The 19693-nt window shown below is 63.6% G+C and carries 15 protein-coding genes; 6 read left to right on the forward strand and 9 right to left on the reverse strand.

The window, feature by feature from the left end:
• Window positions 1–139 precede the first annotated feature (139 nt).
• Both EB835_RS17230 and serS read right to left on the reverse strand, forming a co-directional pair.
• On the reverse strand, window positions 140–1000 hold the full coding sequence (locus EB835_RS17230; protein ID WP_240688818.1) for an HAD family hydrolase: 861 nt from the start codon (window positions 998–1000) through the stop codon (window positions 140–142).
• Between the two features lie 109 nt (window positions 1001–1109).
• On the reverse strand, window positions 1110–2390 hold the full coding sequence (gene serS / locus EB835_RS17235; RefSeq protein ID WP_135810682.1) for a serine--tRNA ligase: 1281 nt from the start codon (window positions 2388–2390) through the stop codon (window positions 1110–1112).
• 81 nt (window positions 2391–2471) lie between these two features.
• On the opposite strand from serS, the gene EB835_RS17240 reads away from it, so the two are divergent.
• From EB835_RS17240 to EB835_RS20460, 3 genes are all read left to right on the forward strand, one after another.
• Window positions 2472–3587, forward strand: coding sequence for a diacylglycerol/lipid kinase family protein (locus EB835_RS17240; RefSeq protein WP_240688819.1), 1116 nt, complete (start codon window positions 2472–2474; stop codon window positions 3585–3587).
• Between the two features lie 221 nt (window positions 3588–3808).
• The gene (locus EB835_RS20330) at window positions 3809–5947 is read left to right on the forward strand and encodes a hypothetical protein (protein WP_168216771.1); all 2139 of its coding nucleotides are present in this window, start codon (window positions 3809–3811) and stop codon (window positions 5945–5947) included.
• Window positions 5948–6189: 242 nt separating this feature from the next.
• Window positions 6190–7539, forward strand: a complete 1350-nt coding sequence (locus tag EB835_RS20460; RefSeq protein ID WP_240688820.1) for an LPXTG cell wall anchor domain-containing protein — start codon at window positions 6190–6192, stop codon at window positions 7537–7539.
• 93 nt (window positions 7540–7632) lie between these two features.
• On the opposite strand, the gene EB835_RS17255 is transcribed toward EB835_RS20460, so the two are convergent.
• From EB835_RS17255 to dnaK, 4 genes are all read right to left on the reverse strand, one after another.
• Window positions 7633–8073, reverse strand: a complete 441-nt coding sequence (locus EB835_RS17255) for a heat shock protein transcriptional repressor HspR (RefSeq protein ID WP_135810683.1) — start codon at window positions 8071–8073, stop codon at window positions 7633–7635.
• Between the two features lie 14 nt (window positions 8074–8087).
• Window positions 8088–9101, reverse strand: coding sequence for a DnaJ C-terminal domain-containing protein (locus EB835_RS17260; protein ID WP_135810684.1), 1014 nt, complete (start codon window positions 9099–9101; stop codon window positions 8088–8090).
• A gap of 182 nt (window positions 9102–9283) precedes the next feature.
• Window positions 9284–9958: a nucleotide exchange factor GrpE gene (locus EB835_RS17265; RefSeq protein WP_135810685.1), complete on the reverse strand. Its 675-nt coding sequence runs from the start codon at window positions 9956–9958 to the stop codon at window positions 9284–9286.
• A complete protein-coding gene (gene dnaK, locus EB835_RS17270) occupies window positions 9958–11820 on the reverse strand; it encodes a molecular chaperone DnaK (RefSeq protein ID WP_135810686.1) in 1863 nt (620 codons plus the stop codon). The genes EB835_RS17265 and dnaK overlap by 1 nt, the downstream gene beginning before the upstream one ends.
• A gap of 366 nt (window positions 11821–12186) precedes the next feature.
• Between dnaK and EB835_RS17275 the strand changes: the two genes are divergently transcribed.
• A complete protein-coding gene (locus EB835_RS17275) occupies window positions 12187–13098 on the forward strand; it encodes an alpha/beta hydrolase (protein ID WP_135810687.1) in 912 nt (303 codons plus the stop codon).
• Window positions 13099–13154: 56 nt separating this feature from the next.
• Here EB835_RS17275 and EB835_RS17280 read toward each other — a convergent pair whose 3' ends face one another.
• Entirely contained in the window at window positions 13155–14183 is a 1029-nt protein-coding gene (locus EB835_RS17280) for an ABC transporter substrate-binding protein (protein WP_135810688.1), read from the reverse strand.
• A 106-nt stretch (window positions 14184–14289) separates the two neighbouring features.
• On the opposite strand from EB835_RS17280, the gene fepB reads away from it, so the two are divergent.
• Window positions 14290–15327: a Fe2+-enterobactin ABC transporter substrate-binding protein gene (fepB, locus tag EB835_RS17285; protein ID WP_135810689.1), complete on the forward strand. Its 1038-nt coding sequence runs from the start codon at window positions 14290–14292 to the stop codon at window positions 15325–15327.
• Between the two features lie 163 nt (window positions 15328–15490).
• Here fepB and EB835_RS17290 read toward each other — a convergent pair whose 3' ends face one another.
• Together EB835_RS17290 and EB835_RS17295 are read right to left on the reverse strand one after the other, a co-directional pair.
• Window positions 15491–16759: an alpha-hydroxy acid oxidase gene (locus EB835_RS17290; RefSeq protein WP_135810690.1), complete on the reverse strand. Its 1269-nt coding sequence runs from the start codon at window positions 16757–16759 to the stop codon at window positions 15491–15493.
• 105 nt (window positions 16760–16864) lie between these two features.
• Complete coding sequence (locus tag EB835_RS17295) at window positions 16865–18553, reverse strand: L-lactate permease (RefSeq protein WP_135810691.1); 1689 nt, start codon at window positions 18551–18553, stop codon at window positions 16865–16867.
• A 283-nt stretch (window positions 18554–18836) separates the two neighbouring features.
• Here EB835_RS17295 and EB835_RS17300 point away from each other — a divergent pair, with 283 nt between their 5' ends.
• Window positions 18837–19634, forward strand: coding sequence for a FadR/GntR family transcriptional regulator (locus tag EB835_RS17300; protein WP_240688822.1), 798 nt, complete (start codon window positions 18837–18839; stop codon window positions 19632–19634).
• Window positions 19635–19693 lie beyond the last annotated feature (59 nt).

Raw genomic sequence — 19693 nt, forward strand, 5'->3', positions numbered from 1 at the left:
ATCCGACGCAAGCTCAAATGGTATCTAGCGCGTCGGGTCTACAAGATCCTCAACGCGCTAGATACCGTTCCTCAACCTGCTTGACAAGACATAGAAGGATCGAGGTTGCAGAGCCGCCGTCAGGTAGCAATTTGGGGAGTCAGGGGCGGGTGCTGGTGGTGCCGACGGCGTCGAGGAGCGCCGTGTCCAGGTCGAAGTAGTCGACGAGGGCGGTTGCCAACCCGTCGTCGGCGACCGAATCGGTGACTACGCTCGCAAGCACCTTGAGTTCGTCCTTCGACTGGCCCATGACGATTCCGTGTTCGACCCATTCGATCATCTCGAGGTCGTTGAGTCCGTCCCCGGCACCCACAGTGTGCGCATGGTCGACACCGAGTTCCTTCGCCACGATCTCCAGACCGCTGGCCTTCGAGATCCCGTCCGGGGCGATGTCGAGCCAGTTGCTCCAGCCCACTGAATAGCTGACCTCGTGAAGTCCGAGAGAATCCACCGCGGCCGCGAACTCCTCGGCTGTGCCGTTGACCTCGCGCATGACGATGCGGGTGGCCCGCTTGGTCAGCAGCTCCTCGAAACCGACGATATCGAGAGTATCGGATTCGGCGAGCTCCCCCGCCGGGAACGGCCCCGACGCCCACCGGTGCAGGTCCGGATCCTCGACGAGGAACAGCGCCGTCGGCAGCGCCGCGTGCATCTGCTCAAGCGCATCCTTCGGATCGAAGGACACCACATGGTGCATCTCCCACCCCAGCGGCAGCTCCGGATCGAGGCGGACGACGACGGACCCGTTCGAGCACACGACGTAACCGTATTTGAGATCGAGGGCGTGGACGACTTCAAGAGCGCCCGGCAGGGCACGGCCGGTGGAGATCACAAGATGGTGCCCCGCCTCGGCGAGCCGATCGAGCACCTGCCTCACCGACTCCGACAGGGACCCGTCGTAACCGACGATCGTGCCGTCGACATCGAGTGCGATGAGGTGCGGGGTCAATGTGTCTCCCAACGTCTGTGTGTCTTCTTGTCGTCGTTCATACCAGCGCCGAGGCGGCCGAACCGAACCGAGTCCTGCCGAGTTCCGCGAAACGGTCAGTGCCCCGCGGCCCGGCGCAGCCTCAGTAGCGCGGTCCCTCCGGTCCCTGTGCGGTCATCCCGCCGAGGTAGGGCCGCAGCGCCTCGGGCACCGTGACCGAGCCGTCCGCCTGCTGATGGTTCTCCAGGATCGGCACCAGCCAGCGGGTGTTGGCCATGGTTCCGTTGAGGGTGGCGACCGGGCGGGTCGCCCCATCGTGGCGTTCACGGATCTGGAGGCGACGGGCCTGGAAGGTCGTGCAGTTCGACGTCGAGGTCAGCTCGCGGTAGGTGCCCTGCGTCGGCACCCAGGCTTCGCAGTCGAATTTGCGGGCAGCCGAATCACCGAGGTCGCCGGCAGCAGTGTCGATGACCCGGTAGGGCAGCTCGCACAGTCCGAGCATCTTCTCCTGCAGGCTGAGCATGCGCTCGTGTTCGCCTTCGGCGCCCTCGACCGGGACGTAGGCGAACATCTCGACCTTCTGGAACTGGTGGACGCGGATGATTCCGCGGGTGTCCTTGCCGTATGAGCCGGCCTCACGGCGATAGCAGGACGAGATTCCGGCATAGCGCAGCGGACCGTCGGACAGATCGATGATCTCGTCCATATGGAATCCGGCCAGCGGCACCTCGGAGGTGCCGACGAGGAACAGATCGTCGGCTTCGAGACGGTAGACTTCATCGGCGTGCTCACCGAGGAATCCGGTGCCGCGCATGACCTCGGGGCGCACCAGCGTCGGGGTGATGGTCGGGCTGAACCCTGCCTCTTCGGCGACGTCGCGGGCGAGGTTGAGCAGTGCCATTTCGAGCTTTGCACCGAAGCCTGTGAGGTAGTGGAAGCGAGACCCGGAGACCTTCGTGCCACGCTGGGTGTCGATGGCCTTCAGCTTCTCACCGATCTCGAGGTGATCGAGCGGTTCGAAACTGTCCGGACCGAAATCGCGGGGAACGCCCACGGTCTTGAGCGTCACGAAGTTCTCTTCGCCGCCGGCGGGGATGCCGTCGATGATGAGGTTCGGGACCTTCGACACGAGCTGGTCGAAGGCGAAGGTGGCTTCTTCGGACTCCGCCGACAGCGACTTCACGGCCTCGGACTTCGCCTTGCCCTCAGCGATGAGGGCCGGTTTGTCTTCCTTCGGTGCCTTGGCGATCTGGGAGGAGAAGGACTTCTGGTCCGCACGTGCGTCTTCGAAGGCGGTGATGGCCGCACGGCGTGCGGAGTCGGCGGCGATGACCTCGTCGATGAGCTCGACGGATTCCCCGCGAGCCTCCTGTGATGCCTTGAACAGGGCCGGGTTGTCTCTGAGAAGCGCTAGATCGATCACCCTCTCAGCTTAACGGGCCGGGCTTGTTTTCGACATTCGGCGCTCAGCCGGCACACGACTTGGGCACTGTAGATTTGGGACATGACCATCGAGCTGGATCCCGTGATGACCTGGATCATCATCTTCGGCGCCCTCGTGGTGCTCGCGGCCGTGTTCCTCCTCGGCCGCCGGACCGGAGCGCGGCGTGTCCTTGCCAGGGTGCGGCACTATGCCCATCCCGCGAACCTCTCCGACGAGGAGGTCAATGATGCGGCCCGGTACCGCGCCGCGCTGATCGTCAACCCCACGAAGACCGATGTGCGCAGCCTGTCCGCCACCGCCGAGGCGATCTGTCGCTTTGAGGGCTGGAATCCTCCGCTCGTGCTCGAAACCACCCTCGAGGACTCCGGCGAGGGAGCCGCGGTCCGTGCCCTCGACGAAGGTGTCGACGTCGTCATCGCCGCCGGCGGGGACGGCACCATCCGCGCGGTCGCCTCGGCGTTGGCAGGCACCTCCACTCCGTTGGGAATCGTGCCGTTGGGCACCGGGAATCTGCTGGCCCGCAACATCGATCTCGTCCTCGACAAGACGGAGTGGGCGCTGCGGATCGCTCTGTGGGGGCGCAACAGGGAGATCGACGTGGGAATGGCCAAGACCGCCCCCGACGGCGACACCCATCTCTTCACCGTGATGACCGGGCTCGGATTCGATGCCGCGGTCATGGCCGATACCAGCGACGACCTCAAGGCCCGCCTCGGATGGCTCGCCTATGTCGAAGCCGGATCCCGCAAGCTCACCGGCAAACCCAGTCATGTGAAGGTCACGTTCGATGACGAATATCGGATCTCGGCGCGGGTGCGCTCGGTCCTCGGCGGCAACTGCGGCCGTCTGCAGGGAGGCATCCAGCTGCTGCCGCAGGCGGTCATCGACGATGGCATGCTCGACGTGCTCATCGTCAGCCCGAAGAACCTCGGACAATGGGTCGGCGTACTCGCATCGATCGCCGGCCGCAGGGCCTCACGCGGACTGCATACGAACATCCGGAAGTGCCGCAAGGTCGTCATCGAAGCCGGTGACGAGGTTGATATCCAGATCGACGGGGACCCTCTCGGACAGTCGTCGTACCTTGAGATGGAGGTCGATCCTTCGGCTCTGACCGTCCGTGTGCCCACCGTCGAACAGCGCAAGCAGATCCGCGCCGAGGCGTGGCCGGTCTAGGTCAACACCGCTGAGTTCCCGCGGCCGACGCTCCCCTTCGCCGAGGCGGCCCGACGGTAATCTTTTTACCGTCGAGTAGGTCACGGAACGGTTAAAGGAATTCACCTAAGTGTTACAGCATCTAAACCTGAACAAAACGTACAGAAATAGTTTGGAAAATCCTCAGAACCTAGGATGAGTGCCGTATCACACCCCTCGTCACAGAGATTGAAGGCACTCCAATGAAGAAGATCATCCTCGCGCCGGCGGTCGCGCTCGCGTTCACCGGGCTGGTCGCAAGCCCGGTCGCCGCCGCGGAATCCCCCTCCGCTCAGTCGAGCTCATCGCAGACTGCCGAGCAGAAGAAGGCCGACGCCGGGAAAGCCAAGAAAGCTGAAGCCGAGAAGAAGGCCGCGGCCGAGAAGGCTGAAGCCGAGAAGAAGGCGGTTGCGGAAAAGGCAGCAGCAGAGAAGAAGGCCAAAGAAAAGGCTGAGGCCGCGAAGAAGGCTGAGGCCGCCGAGAAGGCCGCAGCAGACAAGAAGAAGGCAGACGCGAAGAAGGACGCCGAGGACAAGGCGGACAAGAAGGACGCCGCGAAGAAGCCTCCGAAGAACGTCGACCCGAAGCCTGCCCCTGCCCCCAAGGACGATGACAAGTCCGAGGACAAGGTCAATCCGATCAATGCTTCAGTGCAGGTGACCTCCGGAGAGGTCACCGCCGAGGAACTCGCCGAGGACGGCGTGACCGTCAAGGTCACCGGCCTCGAAAAGGGCGACAAGGTCTCAGCCGAGTCCGGCCTCACAGGTCCGGCCACGACCGCTCAGGGCTCGACCGCCACTCTCAAGCTGCACTCCGCCAAGGAAGTCACGCAGGAATCGGTTGCCTTTGCGCTCCAGGTGCAGCGGGAAGGCACAGAGACCGAGAGCGTCTCCGGCACCGCCCAGGTCGAGATTCAGGCAGCCATCGATGCTTCGCTCTCCGTCTCTCCGGAGGAGATCACTCCTGAAGACCTCGCGGATGAGAACAAAGGTGTGGACGTCACTGTCACCGGCCTTGAAGAGGGCGACAGAGTCACCGACAGCCTGACCGGCGATGAGAAGACGGTGACGGCTGACGGCGACTTCACCTTCAGCGTCTACTACAAGGGCGACGCGGAGGACCTCAAAGAGGGCCCCGTCCCCTTCGACGTGACCATCGATCGCAGCGGAGAGGAGTCCACGACCCTCAAGGGCGAAATCAACGTCGTCAACGACGATGCCGAAGTCGACCCGAGCGTCAAGGTCGGTTCGAAGGAGATCTCCCTCGAGGACTTCAAGAAGGATGGGCTGAAGTTCTCCGGCTCCGGTTTCACCCCAGAAGGAACCATCAGCGTCCAGGGTGAGGCCGTCTCGGCTCAGCGTGCCGCTGCCCCGCAGGCCGATGAGCTCCGCGCCGACGAGGACGGCAACGTAGACGGTGCCGTGATCGCACCCGAGTCGCTCGAGGCCGGCAAGTACGCGCTGACCTTCATCGATGACGAGACCGGCGATAAGACTGACGCAGTCGAGATCACCGTGACCGAAGAGGATGCCGTCGACCCGATCGACGCATCCCTCAAGGTCGATCCCAAGGAGATCACTGCCGAGGACCTCGCCGACAAGGACAAGGGCGTGACCGTCACTGTCTCCGGCGTGAAGAAGGGCGACACGATCAAGGACTCCCTGACCGGGGAGACCGAGACCGCTGACGCCGACGGGGACTACACGCTTCATCTCTGGTACGACGGCAACCCCGCGAACCTCGAGGTCGGCAAGGTTCCGTTCACCGTCACCATCGACCGCGAAGGCACAGAGTCTCAGACGCTCAACGGCAACATCAATGTCGTCGATGAGGGTAAGACCGAAGCCCCCGCCGAGGCGACCTTCAAGGTCTCGCCCAAGACGATCGAGGCTGCCGACTTCGCCGATGAGAAGAAGGGCGTCACCCTCGCCGTCGAAAACTGCGAGCCCGGGGCGGATGTCCACTTCGAGGTCAATCCGAAGGGCATCAACGTCACGGCATACGAGAACACCGTCAAGGCTGATGATGAGGGCCGCGCTTCGGTCAACGTCTTCGGAACCTCGTCGGATATCTCGGCCTACGTCGGCGCCTACACCGCGACGGCCACCTGCGGCGATGACACCATGAAGGATTCCTTCACGGTCACCGAGGGTGCCAACGCCGGCGGCGGAGACAACGGCGATGCCGGAACCGGCAACGGAGACGACGGCAGCCAGCTGCCTCGCACCGGTGCCGACCTCAGCGGACTGACGACCGGAGCCCTGCTCCTCCTCGTCGGTGGTGCCGCGATCGCACTGACCGGCCGCAAGAACAAGTTCGGACAGACACCGACGAGCTTCTGATCCGAGTCAGGCGAACAGCCCAGAGCGATGACGGAGGGGCGGCTCAGCACACGCTGAGCCGCCCCTCCGTCTGTTCTGAAGTTCGCGCCGAAACGTCCAATCTTCGTGAATGGAGAATGAACTCTGCGACCGGGCCGAATTCAGCAGTGAACAAAACGACCACAACTATGCGTGTGGTGAATGTTGCATTACTGTTACATTCGCAATACTTCACACCCATCTGTACTTTTCTAAGGAAATACATGAAGAAGCTCGCCCTCGCCCCCGCGGTGGCCATCGCCATCACCGGCCTGGCCGCATCCCCAGTTATCGCTGCTCCCGAAGCCCCCGCCACTGCACCTTCGGCAGATACTCAGCCTGCCAAGTCCCCTGTTCAGCTCCAGAAGGGCGCTGCACAGGACGTCACCGCACAGGCTGGCGAAATCGGAGTGTCTGCTGACAGCGTCACCGTCGACGAGTTCGCAGAGAACGGCATCGGCATCGGCGGTGCTGGCCTCGTGGCCGACACCGAGTACAAGCTGACCGTTGAACCTACCAGCGGGCAGAACGTCAGTGTCTACGAAACCTCTGTCACTACTGATGCTGAGGGCGCCTTCGACCACGCTGTCGAAGCCGTCGGCGAGGCAAACCCAGCCTTCGTCGGTGACTACAAGGTCACCGTCACAAACGATTCCGACGAGAACGCCCCATACAGCACGAGCTTCAAGGTGACCGAAGGCGACACCGACGAGCCCGAGGCTCCTGAGGTCGACTCGAAGATCTCGCTCAATACCGACTCGATCTCTGAGAGCGACTTCGCAAAGAACGGCATTGAGGTCACCGGTGAGGGCTTCACCCCGGGCGGCACGGTCAACGTCGTCGGCGGAAACGCACAGTCACCCTTCGCCACCAAGGAAGTCAAAGCTGACGACGAAGGCAAGATCTCCACAGACCTGACGTTCGAAGGCGACAGCGACCTCCCGGCCGGCGACTACGCCGTCTGGGCAGTCGACCAGGAAGCCGAGACCCGGTCCGAAGGTCAGAACTTCACCATCACCGAAGACGCGACCGAAGACCCGACGACCCCTGCTGCCGAAGAAGCCGAGCTGACCGTCTCCCCTGAGACTGTCTCCCCTGCTGACTTCGTCAAGGAAGACAAGGGCGTCACCCTCGCCGTCGAGAACTGCGAGCCCGGTGAAGACGTCCGCTTCCTCGTCAATCCCAAGGGCGACTCGGACGTCACCGCCTTCGACAAGACCGTCAAGGCCGACGACGAGGGCAAGGCCAACGTCAACGTCTACGGCACCAGCGCTTCCAACGCCTCGGCCTATATCGGCGACTACGATGTGACCGTCACCTGCGGCGATGACGAACTGACCGGCGAGTTCTCCGTCAGCGAGGACGCCAACGCCGGTGGCAGCGACGGAAACGAAGACGGCAACGGAAACGACGACGGCGACAACGGAGATGCCGGCAACGGCGGCGACCTGCCCCGCACCGGTACCGAGCTGACCGGACTCGTCGGCGGAGCCGGCCTCCTCCTCATCGGTGGCGTCGCAGTCGCACTGACCATGCGTCGCAAGAAGGCCGCCCAGGATCCCGCCGAGATCTGATAGCGATCACCTGAGCTCTGCCGAGCTCGACGCGAACTGAGAAGAGCGCAGACCCGTTCGGGTCTGCGCTCTTCTCATCTGTATCTATTCGCCTCAGCCGCGCCGGTACCGGTTGTAGAGCACCAGGGCTCCTGGTTCCGGTCGTCCCTGCGGGCGACGTCCCCTCGAGATCGACACGACATCTCCGCCCACGGTGCCGGCCGCGAAAACGCGTGCCTCGCGTTCCTGTGCCGACATGCGCGCCCGAACCTCGTCCTCGAGCTCCTCATTGCGCGATTTGAGTGCATCGACCTGGTTCTGCAGATCGATGATCTTCTTGATCCCGACGAGGTTGACTCCCTCGTCCTGGGAGAGCTGCTGGATCAGTCGCAGCTTGGCGATGTCCTTGCCGGAGTAGCGCCGCCCCCGTCCCGCAGTGCGTTCCGGAGTGACGAGACCCAGACGGTCATACTGCCGCAGCGTCTGCGGGTGCATGCCCGCCAGATCCGCGGCCACCGAGATGACATACACCGCCGCACTCGATGAAATGTGCATTGTGATTCACCACCTCAGCTCGCCTTGGCTTTGTCCAGCAAGCCGGCGCGTGGATCCTCACCTTCAGTGGCGGCCTTGAACGACTCGACCGCCTGCTTGGCTTCCTTGGACAGATTCTTCGGTGCCACGATCTCGACTGTCGCCAGCAGATCGCCGGTGCCCTTCTTCGTCTTCACGCCCTTGCCTCGGACGCGCAGCGTCCGCCCCGAAGGCGTCCCCGGTGCGACCTTGACCTTGACGGGCATTCCACCCAGGGTCGGCACCTTGATCTCAGCGCCGAGGGCCGCCTCGTCGAAGCTGATCGGCAGTTCCATCCGCAGGTTGTCGCCGTCACGGGTGAAGACCGGGTGCGGCTTCACATGAACGGTGAGGATCACGTCTCCGTGCTCGCCGCCGTTGGGACTGGCCTTGCCCTTGCCTGCCAAGCGGATCTTCTGTCCGTCCTTGACCCCGATCGGGGTGCGCACGGTCAGCGGCTTCCCGCCGGGCATGTTCAGCTTCACCGAGGCGCCGTCGATGGCTTCGGTGAACGACAGCGTGGTGCTCGACTTGATATCGCCGCCCTTGACCGGAGGCTGGTAGCCGCCGTAACCGCCACCGCCGAAACCTCCGCCGAATCCACCCAGCAGGTCCGCCAGGTCCGGGGGAACGTCTCCCCCACCGCCGTAGGTTGTGCGGGTCCGTGTCCGTCCGCCGCCTCCGAAGAGGTCGGAGAACACGTCGTCGAATCCGCCGCCGCCCGCGCCGCCAGGGCCTCCGGCGCCGGCGCTGAACCTGGCACCGCCGCCCATCGCGCGGACCTGGTCGTACTGGGCCCGCGATTCCTTATCGGACAGCACCTGGTGGGCCTGGCCGATCTCCTTGAACTTCTCTTCGGCCTTCTCATCCCCGGGGTTGGCGTCCGGGTGATACTTACGGGCCAGCTTGCGGTAGGCCTTCTTGATCTCGGCACCGGAAGCGTCCTTGGAGACGCCGAGGGTTTTGTAGAAGTCCTTGTCGAACCAATCATTCTGAGGTCCGGTATTCACCTGGCACCTCCTTTCCTTCCAATCAATCCTGTCATCACAGTATTCACTTGTCCTCTCACAATCCGCATCCCCGGGGGCAGTGCCCCGAAGATCCGGACCGCCGCCGAGGCGGTTCCCCCGCCCCGTACGTCGGCGAACCGGCGTACGGGGCGGGCAGCCGCCTCGGCGATCGTGGTCGTGTCTCAGTCCTCCGGCTGCTGGACACCGACTCGGGCAGCGCGGATGATGCGCTCCCCGATCCGGTAGCCCGGCTGCATGACCAGGAAGAGCGTCGGATTCTCGACCTCATCCGAAGGCTGCTGCATGAGCGCTTCGTGGATGTTCGGGTCGAACTCGTCGCCGACCTCTCCGTACTGTTCGACGCCGATCTTGTCCAGCGATTCGACGAGCTTGTTCACGTGGGTCTCGAAAGGCCCGGTGACATCGCCGTTCTCGCGGGCGAGCTTGACCTCGTCGAGCACGGGGATCAGGGCCTCGACGACCTTGATCGTGCCGCCGAGAGCCGCACGCTCACGTTCACGGTCGGCGCGCATCCGGTATGCCGCATACTCGGCGTTGATGCGCTTGAGGTCGGCCAGGTAACCCGCGGCCTCCGAACCCGGTTCGGGCTCGGCCTCCGGCTCGGCGTCCTCGAGACCCGAGGCATCGGCAGGGATGTCCACACCGAGGTCGCTGGCATCGGCCGCGGCCGCTTCTGCCTGCTCGGCGTTCGGATCCGCGGTCTGCTCCTCGCCGGCCCCGGCCGACTGCTCGTCGGCCTCGGGGCGGACCTCACCGGTGTTCGGATCGACCCGGCGCTTGTCACTGAAGGTGAAGCCTGGCTCCTCGGACGACTTGTCGTTGCCCTCGGCAGTCATTACTTCTTCTCCTCATCCTCTTCGTCGACGACTTCGGCGTCGACGACATCGTCGTCTGCGCCTGCATCGGCTGCGCCCTCGCCAGCGGCCTCGGCGCCTTCGGCACCGCCCTGCTGGTTGTAGATGGCTTCGCCGATCTTCTGCTGGTTCTCCATGAGCTTGTCATAGGCGGACTTCACGGCGTCGTCGTCTTCACCCTTGAGAGCTTCCTTGACGGCGTCGACATCGCCCTGCATCTCGGTCTTGATCTCTTCGGGCAGCTTGTCCGCGTTGTCGGTCAGCAACTTCTCGGTCTGGTAGGCGAGGTTCTCCGCATTGTTGCGGACGTCGGCTGCCTCACGGCGCTTCTTGTCCTCTTCTGCGTGTTCCTCGGCCTCACGGACCATGCGCTCGATGTCTTCCTCCGGCAGTGCGGAACCACCGGTGATCGTCATCGACTGCTCGGTGCCGGTGCCCTTGTCGGTGGCCGACACGTGCACGATGCCGTTGGCATCGATGTCGAAGGCGACCTCGATCTGCGGCACACCGCGCGGAGCCGGAGCGATGCCGGTCAGCTCGAACGTGCCGAGGTTCTTGTTGTCGCGAGTGAACTCACGCTCACCCTGGAAGACCTGGATCGACACGGAGGGCTGGTTGTCCTCAGCGGTGGTGAAGGTCTCCGAACGCTTGGTCGGGATCGGGGTGTTGCGCTCGATGAGCTTGGTCATCACGCCGCCCTTGGTCTCGAGTCCGAGCGAGAGCGGGGTGACGTCGATGAGCAGAACGTCCTTGCGCTCACCCACGAGGACACCGGCCTGCACGGCGGCGCCGATGGCCACGACCTCATCGGGGTTGACACCCTTGTTGGGCTCCTTGCCTCCGGTGAGTTCGGTGACGACGGCTGAGACACCGGGCATACGGGTCGAACCGCCGACGAGGACGACGTGGTCGATCTCATTGACGGAGACGCCAGCGTCCTTCATGACTGCGTGGAACGGAGCCTTGGTGCGCTCGAGGAGGTCCTTGGTCAGGTCCTCGAACTTCGCACGGGTGAGGGTCTCATCCAGGTGGATGGGTCCGTTCTCGCTCATCGACAGGTACTGCAGCGAGATGTTCGTGCTGGTGGCCGAGGACAGTTCCTTCTTGGCCTGCTCAGAGGCTTCCTTGAGGCGCTGCAGAGCGGTGGCGTCCTTGGTCAGGTCCACACCGTAGTTGTTCTTGACCTGCTCGACGAGGTGGTCGACGATCCGCTGATCCCAGTCGTCACCGCCGAGGCGGTTGTCACCGGAGGTCGCACGGACCTGAATGGTGGAGAAGTCGTCTTCGTCCTTGCCGACTTCGAGCAGCGAGACGTCGAAGGTACCGCCACCGAGGTCGAAGACGAGGATGAGCTCGTCTTCCTTGCCGCGCTCGAGGCCGTAGGCCAGAGCGGCAGCGGTGGGCTCGTTGATGATGCGCGAGACGTTGAGACCGGCGATCTCACCGGCGTCCTTCGTCGCCTGACGCTCGGCGTCATTGAAGTAGGCGGGAACGGTGATCACCGCGTCGGTGACCTCCTCCTGCAGGTATTCCTCAGCGTCGTGCTTGAGCTTCTGGAGGATGCGTGCCGAGACCTCGGGAGCCGTCATCTTCTTGCCGCCGATCTCGGTGGACCAGTCGGTGCCCATGTGGCGCTTGACCGAGGCGACGGTGTTCTTGATGTTCGTGACGGCCTGACGCTTGGCGATCTCGCCGACCAGCGAGTCGCCGTTCTTGTTGACTGCGACGACGGACGGGGTCGTGCGACCGCCTTCTGCGTTTGCGATGACCTTCGGGTCGCCGCCCTCGAGGACGGTGACGACGGAGTTCGTGGTTCCGAGGTCGATTCCGACTGCACGTGCCATAGTTTTCTCTCCTTACAGATCGTGAGTTCATGCGACTCGAATGTGTGCGATCGGGCGGCTCCGCCAACCGGTCTTCCACGGCATTTCCTGCCGCGGGTGAGCGGCGGAACCACTCGACCGCACACATTGAGCCAACTGGACTCAAGTATTCTCTTCGAGGTTCCGACCGTCAAATCGGCCTCATCAAAGTTGCGTACACCAGACTCAACTTTGATGATGGAGGTTTTATTCCGGTCGGGGAGAGTTTTTCCGGCAGAGTTGTGCAATCAGCCCGCAGTAGTCCAATAGTCTGCGAATGGTCCGCACTCCCCCTGCAGAGCGTTCGTGAGCTTCCAGCCGGGATGCGTGTCGGAGTAGACTGAGTCTATGTCGCCCACGCCATACGCGGCGTTCTTTCCTCCTCTGAGGCGCTCAGCCGCTGAGCTGGAACCGGAGGAAACCTGGTGGCCCTGGGAGGGGCATCACGTTCATATTGCCCGAGCCCGTCAGCGGGATGCGTCGGTCAGGGTGTTAGTGGTTCATGGCGCGGGAGGCCACAGTGGCGCGCTCTGGCCGATGGCAGCTCTGCTCGCCGAACGCGGTATCGATATCGCTGCAGTCGATCTGCCGCTCTACGGTCGAACGACGTCAGCTGACCCTCAAGATGTCCGCTACGACGACTGGATTCGGCTGCTGGTCGATCTGGCGGAGAAGGAACACGATGGACGCCCCCTGATCTTGCTCGGCGCAAGCGTCGGAGGCATGTTGGCCTATGAGGTCGCAGCACGATCGTCATACGTCGCAGGTGTCGCGGCCACCTGCCTTCTTGACCCCCGCGACTGGCGTGCTCGTGCGCGCATGTCTCGTTTCGGGCCGTTGGGAATTCTCGGTGGCCCGCTCTCGGTTCTGGCACGTGGCCGATTCGCTGCGGTAATGATCCCGGTGAAATGGGCGGCGGATCTTTCAAAGATGAGTCGTAACCCAGAGCTTTCCAGGCTGTGTGCTGCTGACCCGTTGGGCGGAGGAGCGAAAGTCCCTCTCGGGTTCCTGGCGTCCTACATGCGATATCGCCATACACCGCCCGAATCGATGCAGACCCCGGTTGATCTCCTTCACCCCAGTCTTGATGCCTGGACTCCGGCGGAACTCAGCATGCGCGTCTTCCGGCGTCTCGCGTCGCCTGGTCAGGTCGTCATGCTCCGTGAGTGCGGGCACTTCCCTAGCGAAGAGCCCGGCGTCACGGACTTCGTTTCGGCTGTTCTCAATCTCGCTGAGAGCCTTCACGATCAGTCCTCATGAATTGTCCGCCTTGCGCTCTGCAGACGTGGCCTGACGGATGCGTGTCATCGTCGACTTCACTTGCCGAGGTACTCGTCGAGGTCGTCGAGGATGATTCCGGCACCGGTGGGCCCGAGGCCCAGGAACCACACATCGTCCTCGACTCGGATCGCTTTGTCGTCTTTGACTGCATCGAGACCCTTCCACTGACTCGAGGCCAGGGCCTTGTCCTCGCCGGTGGCTTTGGGATCGCCGTAGCTCGTGTAGAAGATGAAGTCCCCTCCGGCCTGATCGAGGTTCTCCGGCGAGATCTCGACTGCGAGTTCGTCGACGTCCTGTTTCTCCGGGCGTTTGAAGCCGGCATCACCGAGGATGACGCCGATGAGTGACTGATTAGCGTAGAGGCGAAGCTTCTCGGGCATGAACCGCACGAGCGAGATCGTCGGATCTCCGTCGACGGACTTCTTCAGCGCCTTCGCTTCCTCGGCGTATTCCTCGAGGTCCGAAGTGGCTTCGTTCTCCATCCCCAGGGCATCACCGACGAGGCGGAAGTTCTCCTTCCATGGGAAGCCAGGGCGAATCGAGAACACCGTCGGAGCGATCGAGTCGAGTTCGTCGTAGAGTTTGTCGGCTCGCAGCTGACTGCCGAGGATGAGGTCAGGTTCGAGTGACGCGATCTTCTCCAGATCGAGCTCGTTGATCGTTCCGACGGTCTCGACGCCGTCGACCTTGTCTTCGAGGTAGCTCGGCACCGGGTTCGCCCCTTCGGTCGTCACCATACCGACTGGCTTGATGCCCAGTGAGAGGACGTCGTCGAGTTCGCCGGTGTCGAGGACGACGACACGTTCGGGCTTCTTCTCGATCTCCGTGGACCCGTTCGCATGCTTGATCGTGCGCGGGAACTCCCCCGCCTCGGCGTCGGTGCCGAGCTTCGCCGTCTCCTCGTCCGCGGTCCCGAAGGACTCGCCTCCGGTCGCGACGTCCTTGTTTCCCGATTCGCCGCCGCTTCCCTTGTCACCATCGGCGGCGCAGCCGCTTGCCAGGAGAGCAATGGTCAGGGTCGTTGCAGCCAGCGTCGCGGCACGCTGAGGAAGAGAAATCGTCATAAGGACAGTCTAACCTCACCAAATCCTCGTCGATTAGGTTAGGCTCACATAGGATCATATGCGACGAAAGCCCCACCTTTCGTCTGCGGACACGAAAGAGAGCACAATGACACCCCTCACCCACCGGACACCCCGCGCGCTCACCTGCATCGCCACCGCCGCCGTCATCGGCCTCGCCGGATGCGGCGGCACCGACTCCGCATCGGACGCATCCTCCGATTCCGCGGCCGGCGATGCAGGTCAGTGGCCCCTGACGATCACCGATGACGCCGACCATGAGGTCACCATCGACGAACAGCCCGAGAAGATCGTCTCCACCGCCGTGACACTCACCGGCAGCCTGCTCGCCATCGACGCCCCGGTCACCGCCTCGGGCGCCACCATGCCGGGATCCCCCGTTGCCGATGACCAGGGCTTCTTCACTCAGTGGGGTGACGTCGCGAAGGAGAAGGACGTCGAAGCCCTCTACCAGGGCGACCCCGACGTCGAGGCCGTCCTCGCCGAAGAACCCGACCTCATCCTCGTCTCGAAGACCGGTCAGGACTCGGCCAATGCGATCTACGACCAGCTTTCCGACATCGCCCCGACCGTCGTCGTCGACTACGGCGACAAGGACTGGCAGGAGGTCACCACCAAGCTCGGCGAGATCACCGAACACACGGACGAGGCGAAAAAGGTCAACGACGAGTTCGACTCCCGCGCCGAGGAGGTCAAGTCCGCCATCGACGCCCCGAAGCAGCCCGTGACCGGCATGATCTTCAATGAGAAGGCCAAGGGCGGAGGATCGGGTGCCAGCGCGAATGTCTGGACGCCGGACTCCGCGCAGGGCAAGCTCCTCGAAGAGGTCGGATTCGAGCTCGCCGAGGTGCCCGAGGGCACGACCAGCCAGGGCGAGATGGGCAAGCGCTCCGACATCTACGAAGTGACCGGTGAGAACCTGTCGAAGGCCGTCACCGGCGAATCGGTGTTCCTCTTCAATGCCGATGAGGAGACCGTCGACGGCTATAAGGAGAATTCCCTGGTCAAAGGCACCCCGGCAGTGAAGAACGATGCGGTGTACGCAATGGGCCTCGATTCATTCCGCCTCGACTACTACTCGGCGACGAACGTCCTCGACCGCATCGAGGACGAATTCGCCAAGTGATGCGCTGAGCGCACTGGCACCCGCACCGGCACCGGTCAAACGAAGGGCCCCGTCCACGGACGGGGCCCTTCGTCGTATCGAACCGCTGGCGGGACCGACGATGACATCATTCGGTGTCGGGAGCCGCCTCGGCGATCATCGCTTCACGATCACCGTTTGTCGGTCACTTCTTCGCAGGACGGGAGCCGATGATCTCGGCCCGGTCGTCACGGTTGAACTGACGCAGCTGCGTGACATGCGCCGGATTGAGCTCGGAGACATCGGCCACCTGCAGCAGCCGCATGGTGCGCTCGACCTGCTCGCGGAGGATCTCGATCGTCCGATCCACGCCTGCCCGACCGCCGGCCATGAGCCCGAACAGGTAGGCACGACCGATGAGGGTGAAGTCGGCGCCGAGGGCCAGTGCGGCGACGATATCGGCGCCGTTGCGGATGCCGGTGTCGATGATGATCTCCACGTTCTTGCCGATCTCACGAGCCACCTCGGGGAGGAGCTCGAAGGGCACAGGCGCCCGATCGAGCTGACGTCCGCCGTGGTTGGACAGGACGATCGAATCGACGCCGAGGTCAGCGAGCTTCTTCGCGTCCTCGAGCGTCTGCACACCCTTGACCGAGAATTTGCCGGGCCACATGGCACGGATTTCAGCCAGGTCGTCGAAGTCGATCGAGGGGTCCATCGCCGAGTCGAGGAGCTCTCCGACGGTTCCGCCTGTCTCCGACAGGGACGCGAATTCGAGCTTCGGGGTGGTCAGGAAGTCCCACCACCACCAGGGACGCGGAATCGCGTTGAGGATCGTCTGCGGGGTCAGCTGCGGCGGGATCGAGAAGCCGTTGCGGGTGTCGCGCAGGCGGGCACCGGCCACGGGAGCGTCGACGGTGAAGAACAATGTGTCGAACCCGGCGTCCTTCGCACGTTCGACCAGACCATAGGAGATGTCGCGCTGTTTCATAACGTAGAGCTGGAACCAATTGCGACCGTGCGGATTGACCTTCTTCACGTCCTCGATCGAGGTGGTGCCCAGGGTCGAGAGGGTGAACGGGATCCCCGCCGCTCCGGCGGCCCCTGCCCCGGCGGTCTCTCCCTCGGTCTGCATCAGCCGGGTGAAGCCGGTCGGCGCGATGCCGAACGGCAGTGCCGAGCTGCCGCCCATGATCTGGGTGGAGGTGTCGACATTCGTGACGTCCTTGAGGATCGAGGGGTGGAACTCGATGTCGCGGAAGGACTGCACCGAGCGTTCCATGGAGATCTCGCCCTCGGCGGCGCCATCGGTGTAGTCGAAGGCCGCGGCCGGGGTCCGACGTTTGGCGATCCGGCGCAGGTCATCGATCGTCAGCGCGTTCTCCAGGCGGCGCTTCTTCGGATCGAGCTCGAACTTCTTGAACTTCATGAGCTCGAAGATCTCGGCCGGCTGCGGGATCTGTCTCTTGACCATATGAATCGCTCCTTTGATTAGTAGGGGAATGAGAAGTGGCTGATGTGGTTGACGGGGCGTGGATAGTGCGGAAAATGCTTCCGTGATGGCAGCATCCTATGGATCTCACGACGAGGGCACCATCCAGGACAGCACCGTGGACTGGAGGCCGACGAGCAGGCACATGAGGACGAGCATGCCGAGCGACCAGCCGATGACACGGCGGAAGATCGAAGCCTCTCTGCCGAGAAGTCCGACGGCTGTCGCTGCGATCGTGAGGTTCTGCGGGCTGACCATCTTGCCGAGGACGCCGCCGGAGCTGTTGGCACCCACGAGCAGCAGCGGATCGAGTCCAGCCTCATGTGCGGCAGTCTGCTGCAGCGTGGCGAACAGGGCATTGGCTGAGGTGTCCGAACCGGTGACGGCGGTGCCCAACCAGCCGAGGATCGGCGAGAGGAAGGCAAAGAAGGCTCCGGTGCCGGCGATCCAGGTGCCGATGGTGATCGTCTGACCCGACAGGTTCATGACATACGCCAGGGCGAGCACCGAACCGACGGTGAGGATCGAGAACCGCATCTTCACGACATTGACGGCGAGGACGTCGAGGGCATCCTTGGCCTTCATCTTGTAGACGACGGCGACGATGATGCCGGAGATGAGCAGCAGTGTTCCCGGCGAAGACAGCCATTGGAAGTCATAGATCGTGCTCGTCGACGCCTCGCCTGCCGAGGTGAAGATGTTCCCGTCCAGGCCGGGCCACGGAATCTCCACATCGGTAGAGGCCAACCAGCTGTTCAGCGCGGGGACGAGCTTCGCCACTGAGAAGATGACGATGACGAGCAGATAGGGGAAGAGTGCGAGGAACACCCGGGATCCGGTCAGCGGCGCGGTCTCCTTCTTGACGACGGTGGCCACGGCCGCAGACGCACCGCCGGCGTCAGGGGCGTCGGCGCCCTCGTGTTCGCGCTCGTCGGCCATGCGGTCGAGTGCATCCTGTCCGCCCTTGGGCTTCCAGAACCGGAGCATGATGACGACGGCGGCGAGTCCGACGAGAGAAGCGATGATATCGGTGAGTTCGACGGAGAGGAAATTCGAGGACACGTACTGAGCGGCACCGAAGACGAGGCCGACAACCAGGGCCAGCGGCCAGATCTGTCGGAGTCCGCGACGACCGTCGACGAGCATGACGAGGAACAGTGGGACGATCGCGGCCAGGAACGGGGTCTGGTGACCGACCATCGCACCAATGTCCTGATAGTCGATGCCGGTGAGCGTGCCGGCGGTGATGATCGGAATGGCGATGGCACCGAAGGCCACGGGAGCGGTGTTCGCGACGAGGACGACGACAGCCGCTCTCATCGCGGTGAATCCGACGGCCACGAGCATGACGCCGGTGATGGCGACGGGAGCGCCGAATCCGGCGAGCGCCTCGAGGAGTCCGCCGAAGCAGAAGGCGATGATGATGGCCTGGATCCGCGGGTCATCCGAGATGACGTTGATGACCAGTCGCAGGTCTTCGAAGTGGCCCGAGCGCACGGTGAGTTCGTAGAGCCAGATCGCGGTGATGACGATCCACATGATCGGGAACAGGCCGAAGGCGAATCCCTGGGTCGCCGACAGCGCGGCGAGCCCAACGGGCATTCCGTAGGCGGCGATGGCGACGATAAGGGCGACGCCGACCGCCGTCAGTCCGGCCCAATGGGCCTTCCACTTCAGTGCGCCGAGGGTGACGAAGATCGTCAGCAGCGGCAGGATCGCCAGCAGCGATGACCACAGCAGGCTGTCGGCCACCGGCGCGATTTCGGGTGTGTACATGGCTTCTCCAACATGGCCGGGCATGCCCACTGCGGGTCCGTTCCCCTGTGAACGCGCTCCGAACTCGAATGATCGAATTGTTCAGCATGGCCTTTGTGAGGTCAGACCATTAATCTGAGCATAAGATGAAGATGTGATCTGCGTCAAGAAATTGTTCGGGAACTCCCCGCCGAGGCGGCAGGGGGTCCGGGCTGGCAGAGCAGCGGTCGTTCCGGTGCGGACAGAGCAGCAGTGACGCCTGTGCGGGCATTAGATGCGAGAAGGAGCATGACATGATGGCGCGGTGGATACGACCATGAATGATGACGCGAACGCGGTCCGCCCGAATCAGACCGCCGGCACCGAGGCGACCGCGAGCCCCGATTGGACGCCTGTGAACCGGCCGAGCACCTATGAGCTCGTCATCGACGCCGTCGAAGAGCAGATCATGGCCGGCTCACTCACTGTCGGTGACCCCCTGCCCGCCGAACGGGATCTGGCGACGAAGCTCGGCGTCAGCCGGGCCAGCGTCCGCGAGGCCCTGCGAGTCCTCGAAAGCCTTGGTGTCGTCCGCTCCTCAGGAGGGTCGGGTCGCGGGGCGGGAACCTTCATCGCCGCGATGCCCTCGGCCGCCCTCACTCGCTTCCTCCGCCTCCATGTCGCTCTGGCGAACTTCAGCATCGACGATGTGACGGAGACGCGCATCCAACTCGAACGCTCGAGCTCGGTCCTCGCGGCCGCTCGCGCCGACAAGGATTCGCTGGCTGCCATCAATGCTCAGCTCGCGATGATGGACACCCCCGGCATCAGCATCGACGTCTTCAACGACGCGGACACGGCGTTCCACGTCGCCATCGCTCAAGCGGCCGGCAATCAGCTGTTCTCCGATCTGACAGGTGCGATCCGCACCTCACTGCGCAGGTCGATCTTCGCCTCCTTCAACAGGGTCGACGATCCGCAGGAGCTCATGTCCCGACTGCAGGCTCACCACCATCAGATCCTCGAAGCCATCATCGCCGGCGACACGGATGAGGCGGCGCGGGTGACCGAGGAGCACATCCGCTTCGCCGCCGCGGCGCTTCCCGGGCTCACCGAGGCCTGAGCAGTCCCATCCCTTGCTACCTGACGGGGGCTCAGCAACCTTGCGCCAGGTTGCTGAGC

The organism is Brevibacterium sp. S22 (assembly GCF_004745485.1).
Taxonomy (GTDB): domain Bacteria; phylum Actinomycetota; class Actinomycetes; order Actinomycetales; family Brevibacteriaceae; genus Brevibacterium.